General features: G+C 35.4%; 13 protein-coding genes and 1 tRNA gene. 7 read left to right on the forward strand and 7 right to left on the reverse strand.

Annotated features, from left to right (window positions below; all coding sequences use genetic code 11):
- Positions 1-35: 35 nt before the first annotated feature.
- On the reverse strand, positions 36-488 hold the full coding sequence (locus tag C8C84_RS14750; protein ID WP_121314378.1) for a DUF4442 domain-containing protein: 453 nt from the start codon (positions 486-488) through the stop codon (positions 36-38).
- A 197-nt stretch (positions 489-685) separates the two neighbouring features.
- Here C8C84_RS14750 and C8C84_RS14755 point away from each other — a divergent pair, with 197 nt between their 5' ends.
- The 5 genes from C8C84_RS14755 (at position 686) to C8C84_RS14775 (ending at position 5,070) form a co-directional block, all read left to right on the forward strand.
- Complete coding sequence (locus tag C8C84_RS14755; protein ID WP_121314379.1) at positions 686-1,141, forward strand: DUF4870 domain-containing protein; 456 nt, start codon at positions 686-688, stop codon at positions 1,139-1,141.
- Positions 1,142-1,282: 141 nt separating this feature from the next.
- Positions 1,283-1,612: a PadR family transcriptional regulator gene (locus tag C8C84_RS14760; protein WP_121314380.1), complete on the forward strand. Its 330-nt coding sequence runs from the start codon at positions 1,283-1,285 to the stop codon at positions 1,610-1,612.
- Positions 1,613-1,617: 5 nt separating this feature from the next.
- Positions 1,618-3,372 (forward strand): PspC domain-containing protein, encoded by a 1,755-nt coding sequence (locus C8C84_RS14765; protein WP_121314381.1) that lies wholly within the window; start codon positions 1,618-1,620, stop codon positions 3,370-3,372.
- 2 nt (positions 3,373-3,374) lie between these two features.
- Complete coding sequence (locus tag C8C84_RS14770) at positions 3,375-4,115, forward strand: head GIN domain-containing protein (RefSeq protein ID WP_121314382.1); 741 nt, start codon at positions 3,375-3,377, stop codon at positions 4,113-4,115.
- 115 nt (positions 4,116-4,230) lie between these two features.
- Positions 4,231-5,070, forward strand: a complete 840-nt coding sequence (locus C8C84_RS14775) for a GIN domain-containing protein (RefSeq protein WP_121315089.1) — start codon at positions 4,231-4,233, stop codon at positions 5,068-5,070.
- Positions 5,071-5,139: 69 nt separating this feature from the next.
- Here C8C84_RS14775 and C8C84_RS14780 read toward each other — a convergent pair.
- The 4 genes from C8C84_RS14780 to C8C84_RS14795 all read right to left on the reverse strand — a co-directional run bounded on the left by C8C84_RS14780 (position 5,140) and on the right by C8C84_RS14795 (position 7,548).
- Positions 5,140-5,215 (reverse strand) — tRNA-His (locus C8C84_RS14780).
- Between the two features lie 62 nt (positions 5,216-5,277).
- Complete coding sequence (gene bshB1, locus C8C84_RS14785) at positions 5,278-5,994, reverse strand: bacillithiol biosynthesis deacetylase BshB1 (RefSeq protein ID WP_121314383.1); 717 nt, start codon at positions 5,992-5,994, stop codon at positions 5,278-5,280.
- Between the two features lie 70 nt (positions 5,995-6,064).
- Complete coding sequence (locus tag C8C84_RS14790) at positions 6,065-7,126, reverse strand: chorismate-binding protein (protein ID WP_121314384.1); 1,062 nt, start codon at positions 7,124-7,126, stop codon at positions 6,065-6,067.
- Positions 7,126-7,548, reverse strand: a complete 423-nt coding sequence (locus C8C84_RS14795) for a PaaI family thioesterase (protein ID WP_121314385.1) — start codon at positions 7,546-7,548, stop codon at positions 7,126-7,128. Before C8C84_RS14795 ends, C8C84_RS14790 begins: the two co-directional genes overlap by 1 nt.
- Before the next feature lie 207 nt (positions 7,549-7,755).
- On the opposite strand from C8C84_RS14795, the gene C8C84_RS14800 reads away from it, so the two are divergent.
- On the forward strand, positions 7,756-9,249 hold the full coding sequence (locus C8C84_RS14800; protein WP_121314386.1) for a hypothetical protein: 1,494 nt from the start codon (positions 7,756-7,758) through the stop codon (positions 9,247-9,249).
- A gap of 56 nt (positions 9,250-9,305) precedes the next feature.
- Here the strand turns inward: C8C84_RS14800 and C8C84_RS14805 are convergent, their stop codons facing one another.
- Entirely contained in the window at positions 9,306-11,591 is a 2,286-nt protein-coding gene (locus tag C8C84_RS14805; RefSeq protein WP_121314387.1) for a T9SS type A sorting domain-containing protein, read from the reverse strand.
- Between the two features lie 125 nt (positions 11,592-11,716).
- Between C8C84_RS14805 and purL the strand changes: the two genes are divergently transcribed.
- The gene (purL, locus tag C8C84_RS14810) at positions 11,717-15,394 is read left to right on the forward strand and encodes a phosphoribosylformylglycinamidine synthase (RefSeq protein ID WP_255415822.1); all 3,678 of its coding nucleotides are present in this window, start codon (positions 11,717-11,719) and stop codon (positions 15,392-15,394) included.
- 49 nt (positions 15,395-15,443) lie between these two features.
- Here the strand turns inward: purL and C8C84_RS14815 are convergent, their stop codons facing one another.
- Complete coding sequence (locus C8C84_RS14815) at positions 15,444-16,088, reverse strand: porin family protein (RefSeq protein ID WP_121314389.1); 645 nt, start codon at positions 16,086-16,088, stop codon at positions 15,444-15,446.
- Between the last annotated feature and the right edge of the window lie 324 nt (positions 16,089-16,412).

The raw sequence follows: 16,412 nt of genomic DNA on the forward strand, positions 1-16,412 counted from the left end.
AAAACCCTAATTGTAAAGGGTTTAACGTTTGTTGACTACTTTGATTTGATGCTCCATTCAAAATTCATTTCAGAGACTTGTTCCCCTTTTTCGTTTATGCCAATAGATTTCATCCAAATTGTTTGTCCTTCTCCGGTGGCTATAGTTCTTTGAATGGCTTGGTCTATTAAATGACCATCGGCGCAAGTGAAAGTGATTCGACCGGTAGCTTTTTTAGTAAAGTTTCCGTTGTTATTGGCGACCAACATGGAGATTTTCTTTCCGGATTTCTTAATCTGCATCATTACCAAAGCGCCTGTTGTTAGTTCGGCCGCCATCGCTTGCACGGCAAAATACATCGAATTAAACGGATTTTGATTAAACCAACGGTGCTTAACAGTAACCACACATTGTTCACTCGAAATGGACTTAACCCTGACACCTGACCAAAAAGCTGATGGTAATTTAAAAAATAAAAAGGTATTCAATTTTGAAGGCGAAAATTCCATAAGTGCTTGATTTTGCTATAAAAGTACAAAAAATGATGTCGTTTGCAACGATTCTTTCAATGTTAATATTTTGTTAAATCTTAGTACTTTGCATTGCATAATACCTTTTTTTAACCTTATCTTTGTATAAGAAATTAATGGTCTATCTATAGTATTATTAAAAATCAATTCTAATCATCAATTTAAAATCAAATAAAATGACAACTACTAACGAAAAAAGCGTTGCTACGTTCTTGCACTTGAGTGTTTTAACACAATATTTTATTCCTTTTGGAAATTATATATTTCCAATTGTTATTTGGAGTGCAAAGAAAAACGAATCAGAATTTGTCGATGCTAACGGTAAAAATGTTTTGAATTTTCAGTTAAGCATGTTCCTATATACTATCGTATTATGTTTAATTGCCATTCCGATTTTGATTTATTCGATATTCAAAAATGTTCCTTTAAACGACATCAATTTCGACAGACATTTTGTTATTGAAAACTTAAGTGCCGGAAACATCACAGGATTAACCATTTTAGGAATTGTAGCGGTACTTCTATTTTGTTTTTTAAAAGTAATCGAATTTGTTCTAATTATATACGCCGCCGTAAAAGCTTCAAATGATGAAGCCTATAAGTATCCGTTAAGTATACCCTTCTTTAAATAATCAATAAAGAACCATCATCAATCAGAATCATCATCAATCAGAATTAATCAAAATCAAAAATCACCAGTTTCAATCATCAACCGTTAATCAGCGGGAAAATCAAAAAACGAATGTTAATCACAAAAAATTAAATCATGTATTATGAACATTGAAAACACAAAAGCCCAGATGCGTAAAGGTGTTTTAGAATTTTGTATCTTGTCTGTCCTAAAAGAAAAAGACGCGTATACCTCTGAAATATTAGACACTTTAAAAAACGCCAAATTGCTTGTAGTAGAGGGAACAGTTTATCCGCTATTGACAAGACTTAAAAACGACGGATTGCTCAACTATCGTTGGGAAGAATCAACCTCGGGACCGCCAAGAAAATATTATGGTTTGACCGAATTAGGAAAAACATTTTTAACTGAATTGAACGGCACATGGACGGAATTGTCAGACGCTGTTAACATCATAACCAATCAAAAATAACAATCATGAACAAAACAGTAAATATTAATATAGGTGGTTTATTCTTCCATATAGACGAAGATGCATACCAAAAATTATCAAGATATTTTGATGCTATAAAACGTTCTCTTTCTAATTCTTCCGGTAAGGACGAAATCATGAAAGACATTGAAATGCGTGTGGCTGAGCTTTTGACTGAAAAACAAAAAACCGACAAACACGTAATCAATAATAAAGATGTTGACGAAGTGATTGTAGTTATGGGACAACCGGAAGACTACCGATTGGATGACGAGGATTCAAAAGAAACCAAATCTGAGCCTTATTACAACTTTCCTCCTCGTAAAAAACTATACAGAGACAAAGACAGAGGTTTAATTGGTGGTGTTTGTACCGGTTTGGGGCACTACTTTGGAATTGAATCCGTTTGGATCAAAATCATATTCTTATTGTTAGCATTCACCAGTTTTGGTATCATCGCTTACATTATTCTTTGGATTGCAACGCCAAAAGCGATTACCACTTCAGAAAAATTAGAAATGACCGGCGAACCGGTTACCATCTCTAATATCGAAAAAAAAGTGAGAGAAGAATTTGACAGTGTTTCTAACAAATTCAAAAATGCCAATTACGACGAAATGGGAAACCAAGTAAAGTCGGGTGCCGAAAGAGTTGCCAGTGGTTTAGGTGATGTAATTATGAAAATCTTTGGTGCATTTGCTAAAGTTTTAGGTGCTATCATCTTAGTATTCTCTGCCTTGACATTAGCCGGATTATTTATTGGTCTTTTTACTTTCGGTACTACTTCTTTTATTGATGCGCCTTGGCAACGTTATGTTGACGCAGTAAACTACACAGATGTTCCGTTATGGATTTTTGGAGTGTTGGCTTTCTTAGCCATCGGTATTCCATTGTTCTTCTTCTTATTGTTGGGATTAAAATTATTGGTAACCAATATGAAATCTTTAAGCGCAGTTGCTAAATACAGTTTGTTAGCCATTTGGATTTTTGCTGTAGGTGCTTTAGTGGTTATTGGAATCAAACAATCTACTGAATCAGCGTTTGAAGGTAAAGCGGTTCAAAAAGAGGTAATCAACATTCAGCCAACGGATACTTTGCAAATCAAATTTGTAAGCAATGATTTCTTCTCGAAAAACATTTACGAACATGAAGATTTTACGTTTACACAGGATTCTGCTAAAAATGAAGTGATATATTCAAACCAAATTAGTTTTGAAATCAAAAGCACTGATAAAGCGCAACCTTATCTTCAAATTGAAAAATTAGCTGACGGTAAATCATTCAAAGAAGCCAATATTAGAGCAGAAAAAATCAACTATGGTTTCAAAATGGTTGGTAACCAATTACTTCTAGACAACTATTTGGTAACCGAAATGGCCAGTAAATATAGAGACCAACGTGTTGAATTGTATTTGTATCTTCCAAAAGGAACTGTATTTGTAGCCGATGAAACGGTGCAACATTTTGACGAATCACACAATGAATATTTCAATTTACACTATAGTTCAGGAAAATACACTTACAAAGTAGAAGAAACTCAAGTAAAATGTTTGGATTGTCCAAAAGACGAAAACGAATACAACGACTCAGAAGGTGGCGTTCAATCTGAAGAAATTAACATCATAGACGAGAATGATTCTTCTGAAACAGTTACGGTAAAAATCAACGGAAAAGTAGTTACCGAAACCAAATCAGGGAAATCAGATAAAAAAAGAAAACTGACTGTAGGAAGCGACGGCGTAATCATTAAAACAGAATAATCATGACAAAATTTGTAATTTTCTTTTCAAAAGTGATTACGGCTACCTTAGTAGCCTTATCAATCACCTCATGCGATCACAACATTAATTTTGGTAAATCCATCAGCGGAAGCGGAAAAGTAATAACCGAAAAACGAAATGTAGCCCACTTTGACAAAGTAACGGTTAGTCAAGGTTTAGAATGTGAAATCATCTTTTCAGATAAATTAGAAGTAACCGTGGAAGCTGACGATAATTTAATCAACGGAATTCACACTACAGTACAAAACGGTACGTTAGACATCAGTTCTGAATATGACAACTATATTAATGTAACTTCTAAAAAAATCATTGTTCGCATGCCAAAGATCGTAAGTTTGGAAAGCACTAGTGGTTCGACTATTACATCGAGTAACATTTTGAACAGTGATGACATTACGCTAAAATCAAGCAGCGGTAGTTCATTAGAAGTCGAAGTTGAAGCCGATAAAGTAACCTTGGAAACTTCAAGCGGAAGCGAACAAAAAGTAACCGGAAAAGCGCTAAAAGTATTTACTGCTTCGTCTAGCGGAAGTCATATAGATGCTAATGGATTATTGGCCAATGAAGTGAATTCACAATCTTCAAGCGGAAGCTCAACAACGGTTAATGCAGCTGTATTATTGGATGCCAAAGCGTCAAGCGGAAGTTCAATAACCTACTTAAATAGTCCCAAAGAAGTTCGAAAAGAAGAAACTTCCGGCGGAAGCGTCTCCAAAGATTAAGTTAATAAAACATCTCAATGAAAATTGGGATGTTTTTTTTTCTATTTTTGACAATCGAGTCACGTTTTGAAAACGAGATGAATTGTACCAAGTAAAAACCAAACTACCAACTTTTATGAAAAAAATTATACTCTTTAGTTTTCTTTTACTCACGTCTGTTTCTTTTGCCCAAAAAAAAGAAAAGGTAAAAGGCTCTAAAATTGTCAAATTGGAACAAAAGCAAATTGGTGATTTTGTAAGTTTAGAAGTAGAAGACAATCTCGAGATTTTTTTGGTAAAAGGAAATGAATGTGCGCTCGAAATCGAAGCTGATGACAATTTGATCGAATTCGTTGAATACAAATTGGCCGGAAGTAACCTAAGAATTTCAACTTCAAAAGACATATCTAGCTATAAAAAATTGAGCGTTCGCGTAACTTATACCGATAAGTTCAATATGATTATCACCAAAGACGAAACCAATGTAACTGCTTTATCCGATGTGGTTTTAGACAATGTCACTTTTAAAACTTATGATTATTCTAAATTATTTCTGAACGCCAACACCAAGAGTTTTACTTTAATGGCCAACGATAAATCAAAAGTAGAATTGAATTTAAAATCAGTAAAAACCGCGATTGATTTAAGTAAAAGTGCTTACGTGAAAGCGCTAATTTCTTCCAGCGAAATGAGATTCGATTTGTACCAAAAATCATCCGCAGAAGTTGAAGGCGATGTGATTGAATTAAAATTACGTTTAGACAACAACACCGATTTTATTGGTAAAAAACTAACGGCCAAAAACGCTTCTTTAGAAACAGCCGGTTATTCTAAAAGCAGTATCAATGTCAGCAATAATGCTACTATAGATGCTTCGGGCAATAGCGAAATACAATTGTATGGCGAACCGCTGAAAATTGAGATGAAACGTTTCGCAGACAGTGCCGAACTCAGAAAAAAACCCACTACAAAATAAACAAGTCAATTTTTTTCAGAAAATGACATAAACAAAAAAAGTCCTGATTGCTCAGGACTTTTTATTTTTGGGTGAATGACCGGGTTCGAACCGGCGACCCTCGGTACCACAAACCGATGCTCTAACCAACTGAGCTACAATCACCATTTGTATTTCGAGTGCAAATATAGTGTAAAAGTTAACTTTTACAAAGAAATTTTATTTTTTTTAAATCAAATCTGATAAGCTATTGACTGCCAAATACCTTTCGACTGTAAAACCTTCGGCATATTCTACGCCAACCAATCTTCCAAAGTCCTGAGAGCGATAATGAATGCTTTCTAGAAAGTTTTTCGTCGCAATCGGCGTTACCGGTTCATTAGAATTTTCAGAATAAAACTGTGAGCTGTAAGCCAAAATAGCCGCTTCCTTTTTATCAATAAAAGCCGAAATGTCTACGACAAAATCGGGTTCGATATTTTTCCATTGGATATAATGGTAAACTACTTTTGGTCGCCATGCTTCTTGTTCAACACCTTCATGGGTAGTTTCAATTCTTCTTAATCCCGATAAAAAACAAGCATCCGAAACTAATTTGCTTCCTTTTCCATGATCAATGTGTCGGTCTTCAATAGCGTTACAAATCACTATTTCGGGTTTGTATTTTCTGATGCGTTTGATGATTTCCATTTGGTGTGCTTCATCATTGACAAAAAACCCATCGCGCATGTCCAAGTTTTCACGAACAGAAATCCCTAAAATTTCGGCCGCCAATTTGGATTCCTTATTTCTGATTTCAACCGAACCACGAGTTCCAAGTTCACCACGAGTTAAATCGATGATGCCTATCTTTTTCCCTAAAGAAACTTCTTTGGCAATCGTGCCGCTGCAACCCAATTCCACATCATCCGGATGTGCTCCGAAAGCCAGTATATCTAATTTCATTTTATTATCTGTTATTAATTGTCAAAATTATCAATTATCAATTATCAATTATCAATTATCAATTATCAATTTACAAAACCTTTCTCATCGTCATCGATTTATTAACCGTTTCCATGAACTCATCCTTTGGAAGACTGTCTTTGGTGATGCCACAACCGATAAAAAGTTGGGCCGTATCACCCACTATTTTCATACAACGCAAATTGACAAACAAATCGGATTGTTCTGTACGAAATGTAGCAAAATCGATATTCAATTCGCCTAAAAATCCGGAATAATATTCTCTATCGTAGTTTTCATTCCTAATAATAAATGCTTTGGCAGGTTCCTTCGGCAAACCGCAAACTGCCGATGTTGGATGCAATATCTTAATGATTTCGGCTTTGGCTTTTTTAGACTTTATCGTTGCCGTAATATCGGTTTTTATGTGCCAAAGATTTCCTGCTTTAACTGAATACGGACTCGAAACCGTCATTTCGCTGACTTTGTCCTGCAAACCGGTAGTAATGAATTCGGAAACCAAACGTTGTTCTTCAATTTCCTTTTCTGGCCAACTCACATTTTCTGCGTTTGTTGCAATTTGCGTTCCGGCCAAAGCGACCGTTTGCAATGCTCTTTGATTGATCTTTAAAAATTGCTCCGGCGTTGCGCCCATCCACATGCCAATTTTCGGATGAAAAAAGCAATACTTAAAAGCCGTCGGATAAAAAGTGATTAACTTTTTGAAAACGGACTCTAAATCAAATTGTCTCAAAAGCACCTCTTCCTTTCTTGATAAAACCACTTTTTCAAAATCGCCTTTATTGATTGCTTCAACGCCTCTTTTTACCAAATTTTCAAAAACTATTCTGGCTGTTTCATCAATCTCCGGCAATGCATTATTGGTTACTAAATAATCCGTTTCAACAATCCTTTCTACATAAACATCCGATTCTTTTTGAGGAATATACGGAATTAAATCGCCATCAAAAGGAGCAAAAACAAAACCCTTCGCCGCAAAATCTTCCAGAAAATACAAATGGTCATTTTTTTGGAACAAACCAATCATTTTATCCGAATTGGGTTTCGCATACAACACAAAAGGCAATTGCTGCTCTTGATGCGTTTTGACTTTGATGAATAAATCGGTCATTATCTTCTTGGTAAAATCATGTTGGTTAGTTTACAAAGCGAAATAAGTTTGTCGTTCTCATCGGTGATTTTTATTTCCCAAAGATGAATGCTTCTGCCTTGGTGAATAATTCTGGCAGTACAATAGACCATACCTTCGCGCTTGCTTTTTAAATGATTGGCAGAAATTTCAATTCCGCGCACTTCTTGTTTATCTGTATTGATGAACATTAACGAAGCCGCACTTCCAACACTTTCTGCCAGAGCAACCGTTGCACCACCGTGTAATAATCCCATAGGCTGATGCACTCTTGAATTAACAGGCATTTTGGCGGTTAAAAAACCTTCTCCGGCATCAATATATTCTATTTCTAAGGTTTGCATCAAAGTGTTGTTACACCATTCGTTGCATAATTGGAGTATTTTTTCTTTATCAAATGACATTGCTTTTTTTTTGTAAAATTACTACTTATTTCCCACAAGGAATAAAGTTGCTAAAATGAAAATACTAAAAGCGTCTTTTTATCGTTATTTGTGAAGACGATTTTTCAAATTTTCAAATTGACTTATTTTCAAATTAAACTTTAATACCTACATTTACCACCCGAGACCATAAGGTCGAACGGTACAAAGTAAAAATTCATGATATCAATGCGCAATATAATTATACTTTTTATTGTTGGTTTAGCCATCTCCTTGAGTTCTTGTCGAGAAGACTTTCAATTCGAAGCCAGTACAGGCAATTTGACTTTTTCTAAAGACACAGTTTATTTAGATACCGTTTTTACCGATATTGGTTCAAGTACTTATACTTTGAAAGTCTATAATAAAAGTGACAAAGACATTAAAATTCCAACAATTCAATTAGGCAAAGGTCAAGCGTCCAAATACCGCATGACGGTTGACGGAATGGTAGGCGAAAACAACCGCATCTTCCACGATGTAGAATTATTGGCCAAAGACAGTTTGTATATTTTCATTGAAGTCACTACCGATGTAGCTTCAGCTAATCCAACTGATTTTTTATATACCGATCAAATTCAGTTTGACAGCGGTGATAATTTCCAAAAAGTAGAATTGGTTACATTGATTCAAGATGCTTACTTTTTATATCCAAAAAGATTTTCCGACGGCACAACTGAAACGCTGAATATAGACGGAATTGACGAACCGGTTTATGGCTTCTTCCTTGATGAAAACGATCCCGTTAACGGCAATGAATATACTTGGGGCAACGATAAGCCTTATGTAGTCTACGGTTACGCCGCTGTTCCAAGTGGCAAAACACTTAATATTCAACCCGGAGCAAGAATCCATTTTCATGATAGTTCAGGCGTCATTGTTGGTAACGGTGCATCATTTAAAGCTATCGGAACTTTAGAAAACAAAATCATTTTTGAAGGCGACCGATTAGAACCCGGATTTGCAGATGTTCCCGGACAATGGGAAACGATTTGGCTGACGGCCGGAAGTACCAATAACGAAATTGATCATGTAATCATCAAGAATTCCATCGTCGGGCTGAATATTGACAGTAATGACGGAAACTTTATGACGATTAAGAATACACAAATCTATAATTCATCATTGGTTGGTATTTATGCCAAAACGGCTAAAATACAAGGAGAAAATGTAGTAGTTAATTATGGTGGAGTGGCTGCTTTGGCTTGTACATTGGGTGGAAGTTATGATTTCAAACATTGTACCTTCAACAACAACTGGTCGAGTTCTCGACAAGTAGCTGTTTTATTGAATAATTATTACGAAGAAGAAAATGGTAATAATGTGGCTTTTGATTTGACCCAAGCCGATTTTAAAAACTGCATCATTTATGGTAGTAATACCTACGAATTAAAATTAGATCCTGATACTTCAGAAGATTTCAATTATTCGTTTACCAAATGTTTGATAAAATTTGGTACTACTACAGATACCCTTTACAGTTGGATATTTGACAATCCTGAAATCAAAAGAAACGGAAATCCAAAATTCTTAGATATTCAAAACAACCAATTAAACATTGGAGATAATTCTGATGCCAGAGGATTTGGCGATAATGTTAGCGTTGGCAATGATATTTTAGGAAATCCAAGAACGGCTCCTTATGATGCCGGTGCTTATAATTGGACTACTTTTGAGGATTAAATTTCTTTTCAGAAATAAAAAGCTTCACAAAAGGAAACTTATTATTTCTTGTAATCTTATTTTTTGACAAACTTACTACTTGTAATTCCCTTATCTGTTTCCAGTTTAATAAAGTAGCTTCCAGTATTCAAATTTGAAACATTAATTGTATCAACTTGTTGAACATTGGGAAGAGCCAAAACCAATTGACCTAAAATATTGTATACCGATATTGATTTTAATTCAATGTCCCTTTTGGCTTTTATGATTAAAACATCATTCGCCGGAATTGGGTATAGGTTAAAATAGTTTGAAAACTCTAAATCTTGATTCCCTAATGCTTGAATAACTGTTGAAGCTGTATTGGTTACAATCGGAAAGTTATAATCAAAATAAATGCTTGCGTTATTGGTAAAAGTATCACCTAAAACTAAGGTTGGTTTAGTTTTAATTTTAAAGGCAATATAACCATCATTAATAGCATCCTCAAAAGGCAATTGAATATTTTCAAAAATAAATTCCACTTTATTTCCGTTAATTCTGGCTACAAAAGAATGACTACTATTTATTGGAATCAATGTATTGATATCAAACTTCGTTAAATCAATCATATCTTTTACAACAACATTTTCAGCGGGAAATGTACCTGTATTTTCAAAGCGGATTACATAATGAACATACTGACCTATCATTCCTGGACCGACAATACTTCCTTCAATACAAGTTTTATCGTTGGGGTCGTATGAACCAACAACAATTTGTTTAAGACTACTTTCATTGTCCGATAAATACTCATCGCCTGTCATAGGATTTATTGTTGCCGTAAAATCAAGTTGATCTCCTATATTAACCGCAGGAATTTCCATCGGAGAATTGACATTCATTTTAACGTCAATACTTCTAGTTTCAAAAGGCAACAAATCATTAAAATCCCAAGATAAAAGTCCAAAACTTTGACTGGCAAAAACAGGATTTGAAGATACCAAATCCATTAAATCATCTTCAAAAGACAAGGTCACAGTTCCGGATTGACTCATATTCCCTTTATTTTTATAAACAATTTCATAAGTAGCGTCAAAACCCGGTCGGGCAACTAACAATGGTATGATGATAACTTCTAAATCTTGGTGGATACCATTAGGTGTAATGCAAAAATTTTGAATAACCGGACTTGTCTGTGTTGGAAAACTTACTTGAAAACTTGATGGTGAAATATTGAAATAGTCTGGGTTCTCAATAAACGGTGTCAAGGTATGCTCACCTTGTTGAACAGGAATAGAATATTGGCCAGTAACATTTGCAATAAAGTTTCCGTTATTCTCACCATCTGCAATATTAATTCTCAAATTTGGCAATAAAGCGTCAGAACCATTACAACCATTAGAATCATTATCTAAAATAGCATTCCCTTGAATGACAAAATATTCACCTCCGGGAATAAATGAGCAATAAGAATTAACAGTGTAATTAATGTAATTATTTGAATTAAAAATTGTTTGAACCTGATTTATTTCGGACTCGTCAGCACAAACATAATTTAGATTATTCAACCCAATTGAATAATCTATAAGTTGGTAACTCCCATTTTTCATAAAGATTTGAGTCAATAAATTATTCCCTGAAAAGAAGAAATTATCAAGATTCGTTAGGTGCGTCACATCAATGCTGGTTAATAAATTGTCCTGGCAATATAGTGTAATCAATTCTGTCAGATGATTGACTTCAAGTTCACTAATTTGATTATTGTTACACCACAGTGAAAAAAGTTGTGGACAATTAGCAATAGTTAATGAAGATATGTTATTATATCCAATGTAAATCTGCTCTAAATTTTGAAGCCCATTTAAATTTACAGATGTTAACTGATTATTCTGAGCTGAAATAGTTTGAATTAAAGGGTTGACATTAAGGAAATCAATAGAAGTTAAATTATTTTGACTGCAATCTAATAAATTAAGGTTATTCAACCCTGCAATATTAATATGTGATATATTATTCCCTGAGCAAATTAACTGTTCCAGCGAAGTGAGACTTGTTAAATCAATAGAGTATATATTGCTGTAGGAAATCTGCAAATATCTTAAGTTAGTAAAGAACTCAATCCCAACTAAAGAATTAATAGTTCCTCCATTATCACAATCAACTACACATTGAGGTTGCATCCTATAAATTAGAAGAGCTTCGTTAACTTCAATCTCACCATTCCCATTTTGGTCTATTTGGATTTGATTGTAATTCACGTCGTAAGTATTAATTCCTGATAATAAATAGTTTTTAAAACGAATGTCAGGAAAATTAATCACTTGGGCGTCTGAAGCTATTATAAAAAATAAAAAAAGAAATAGTGAGACAATTTTTTTCATAGTAAAACTTTATATCCCAAAAGTATAAAATATATTGTAAGATTTTTATAATAAATACCTTTCTTAATAATTAATTAAAAACTTAGCAAAAACTCGTTTTGATACTTCTGCTTTTTAGCCTAAATTTGCACCTACAACAACAACACAAAAACACAATGATTCATTTTTTCGGAAACGAAAGTTCAACTGTATTTGCCGTGCAAGCGCAAAACGAACTTTCGGCAGAAACTATCTCAAAATTAAACTGGCTTTTTGACAACGCACATAAAATAGAAAAATCCGTCCTGACGGATTTTTTTGTTGGTCCACGTGCCGCCATGGTAACCCCTTGGAGTACCAATGCTGTTGAAATTACTCAAAACATGGGAATCGAAGGTATTATCAGAATAGAGGAATTCGAAAAAGTTTCATCTGATTTTACCGATTTCGACCCAATGCTTTCGCAAAAATACAGCGAGCTCACTCAAGACATTTTCTCTATCAATATTCAGCCTGAGCCAATCTTAGACATTGAAGATATTGCCGCTTACAACAAACAAGAAGGTTTGGCCTTAAGTTCAGAAGAAGTCGATTATTTGAATGGTGTTGCCTTAAAAATTGGTCGCAAACTAACCGATTCAGAAGTGTTTGGTTTTTCTCAAGCCAATTCAGAACACTGTCGTCACAAAATCTTCAACGGCACTTTTGTGATTGACGGTCAAGAAAAAGAAATTTCTTTGTTCAAACTCATCAAAAAAACATCCGCCGAAAATCCAAACGATATCGTTTCGGCCTATAAAGATAATGTGGCTTTTGTCAAAGGGCCAAGAGTTACCCAATTCGCACCAAAAAGTGCAGACAAACCTGATTTTTACGAAACCAAAGAATTTGATTCCGTCATTTCCTTAAAAGCAGAAACGCACAATTTCCCAACAACCGTTGAGCCTTTTAACGGTGCTGCAACCGGTTCGGGTGGAGAAATTCGTGACCGTTTAGCCGGTGGACAAGGTTCGTTACCGTTAGCCGGAACAGCTGTTTACATGACCGCTTATTCTCGTTTGAATTCTGATAGAAACTGGGAAAAAGGCATGACCGAGCGACAATGGTTGTACCAAACTCCGATGGATATTTTAATCAAAGCGTCGAATGGTGCTTCTGATTTCGGAAATAAATTCGGACAACCTTTGATTACCGGTTCTATTTTGACTTTCGAACACGAAGAAGAAAATCGTAAACTAGGTTACGACAAAGTAATCATGCAAGCCGGTGGCATTGGGTACGGAAAATTAGACCAATCCATTAAAAAGAAACCGACAGCCGGAGATAAAATCGTAATCCTTGGTGGTGAAAATTATAGAATCGGAATGGGTGGCGCAGCAGTTTCTTCTGCAGATACCGGAGCTTTTGGCTCGGGAATTGAGTTAAATGCCATTCAACGTTCGAATCCTGAAATGCAAAAACGCGCGGCCAACGCTATTCGTGGTTTAGTGGAAAGTGATAACAATCCCATCGTTTCTATTCATGATCACGGCGCAGGCGGCCATTTGAATTGTCTTTCCGAATTGGTAGAAGAAACTGGTGGTTTGATTGATTTAGACAAATTACCTGTGGGTGATCCAACGCTTTCTGCCAAAGAAATCATTGGTAACGAATCTCAGGAAAGAATGGGCTTAGTCATTGGCCAAAAAGACATCGACACTTTACAAAGAATTGCAGACAGAGAACGTTCTCCGATGTACCAAGTGGGCGATGTTACCAATAACCAAAGATTTACATTTGAAAGCAAAACTACCGGTGCCAAACCAATGGATTTCGCTTTAGAAGACATGTTCGGTAGTTCGCCAAAGACGATTATGGCGGACAAAACCATTAACAGAAATTATACAGATTTAGAGTATACTCAAAACAATATTCCAACCTATCTAGAGCAAGTGCTTCGCTTGGAAGCCGTAGCTTGTAAAGATTGGTTGACCAATAAAGTCGACCGTTGTGTTGGCGGAAAAGTAGCCAAACAACAATGCGCCGGACCTTTACAATTGCCTTTGAATAACGTTGGCGTAATGGCTTTAGATTTTAACGGAAAAGAAGGAATTGCGACTTCTATTGGTCACGCTCCTATTTCTGCTTTGATTAATCCTTCTGCCGGAAGTAGAAATGCGATTGCCGAAGCTTTATCGAATATTGTTTTTGCTCCGTTAAAAGAAAATTTAAAAAGCGTTTCCTTGTCAGCCAACTGGATGTGGGCTTGTAAAAACGAAGGAGAAGATGCCCGTTTGTACGAAGCAGTTCAGGCTTGTTCTGATTTTGCCATCGAATTAGGCATCAACATTCCAACCGGAAAAGATTCACTTTCGATGAAACAAAAATACCCGAATGACGAAGTGATCGCACCGGGAACGGTAATCATATCGGCAGCCGGAAATTGTTCCAATATTACTAAAGTGGTTGAGCCTGTTTTACAAAGAAATGGTGGTTCTATTTATTATATCAATTTGTCACAAGATGATTTCAAACTAGGCGGAAGTTCCTTTGCTCAAGTGTTGAATAAAATAGGAAACAATACATCAACAATAAAAGACGCAGCTTTCTTCAAAAAAGCATTCAACATTATTCAGGATTTAGTCAAAGACCGACAAATTCTAGCCGGTCACGACATTGGAAGTGGTGGCTTGATTACCACTTTATTGGAAATGTGTTTCGCTGATAACAATTTAGGAGCTAAAATCGATTTCAGTGCATTTGCAGAAAAAGATTTAGTAAAGATTTTATTTGCAGAAAATATTGGATTAGTACTTCAAGCGAAAGATGACTCAACATTTGAAAAAGCCTTAAACGGAATTGAGTTCTTTAAAATAGGTGAAGTTACTACTAAAGCTACTTTAGACTTTGGACATTTGACTTTCGACATTCCGACTTTAAGAGATATTTGGTTCGAAACTTCGTATTTGTTAGACCAAAAACAATCCAAAAACAACAAAGCCAAAGAGCGCTTTGACAATTATAAAAACCAGACGTTACAATATACATTTCCTGCGCACTTTACTGGTAAAAAACCTGTCATCTCGAGCGCAGTCGAGAGACCAAAAGCTGCTATCATCCGTGAAAAAGGAAGTAATTCAGAGCGCGAAATGGCCAACGCCATGTACTTGGCAGGTTTTGATGTCAAAGACGTTCACATGACCGATTTGATTTCGGGACGCGAAAATTTAGAAGATATTCAGTTCATTGGAGCTGTTGGTGGTTTCTCTAATTCAGATGTTTTAGGTTCTGCTAAAGGTTGGGCCGGAGCTTTTTTATACAATGAAAAAGCCAATACCGCTTTAAAGAACTTCTTAAAACGTGAAGATACTTTATCTGTTGGAATCTGTAATGGTTGTCAATTGTTTATGGAATTGGAAGTCATTAATCCGGAACACGAAATTCACGGTAAAATGAAACACAATGACTCACACAAACACGAAAGTATATTCACTTCAGTAAAAGTACAAGAAAACCATTCGGTAATGCTAAAAACTTTAGCCGGAAGTACATTAGGGGTTTGGGTATCGCATGGTGAAGGAAAATTCCATTTGCCATACGAAGAAAGTCAATATAATATAGTAGCCAAATATGCTTACGAAGGTTATCCTGCTAATCCAAACGGTTCTGATTACAATACAGCGATGCTTTGTGATAAAACCGGAAGACATTTGGTCATGATGCCACACATTGAGCGTTCTACATTCCCTTGGAATTGGGCACATTATCCAAAGGATAAAAAAGACGAAGTTTCTCCATGGATTGAAGCCTTTGTCAATGCCAGAGAATGGATTCAAAAACAATAAACAAAAAAGCTCCTGAAATTCAGGAGCTTTTTTTATAAAATCAATATTTCTAAAACCTGTAACCAAGAGTCGCTTGATACCACATGTTTTTATAACGTGGCGTATCTGAAGACCCGTCTCCATTATTGTTCTTAACATCCCAACCAGCTCTCACACCAAAAACCAAATGATCTAAATTAAAATCCACACCACCGGTTAAACCAAAAATATTTTTTCGAATATTGTCATTACTGAATTCCTCTTCTTGTGTAGCTGAAATACTTCCGCCTTCAAAATCATCCGTTTGTTTTAACAAATAAGAAAACTGCGGTCCAAACAAAATGGAAATATTCTCTATAGGTTTAAAACTAACCATAATTGGCACGTCAATAAAGTTAGTCGTTCTCGTCATTTCATAACTACTCCCAAGAAATGACCCTGAGGACTTGAATCCTTTTTGCGAAAATAAAACCTCTGGCTGAATCCCAAAATAACTTCCAAGTGGAAGAGAAAGAAAACCACCAACAGCAAATCCTACTTTAGAATCTGCAACAAAATCTTCTCCTTCTGAGTCATAAACATTGGAGAGATTTACACCTCCTTTTATCCCTAAGGATAATTTAGCGCGATTATCTGTTGTCTTCTCTTCTGTTTGTGCAAAAGCACCCGTGGTTGATAGCGTAATCATTGCGATTACCATAATTACTTTTTTCATAGTTCTAATAATTTAAAGTTATAAGTAAAATTTAGGGTCATTGATTATCTGTTTAAAAGAATAATAACTTGGTAAATTTCGCTATAAAGCCGCCAATAGTTCTTACAGAACTATACTTATCATTTACATAATTATGACGTGTCCCCTTTGGCCTTTCTTGAGCCCGTCGAAAGGGGTCGGGCTGTCCGCTATATCTTTTTACTGCTACAATATTTCATTACCAACCAATTCTCTACAAACAGTAAAAAGGATACCACTCCCATCCCTCACGCATATATTACCAAATTGTTTTTACTTCTTGCAGTTTTTTTTACTTTATGGCAC

It is taken from the genome of Flavobacterium sp. 102, from assembly GCF_003634615.1.
GTDB lineage: Bacteria > Bacteroidota > Bacteroidia > Flavobacteriales > Flavobacteriaceae > Flavobacterium.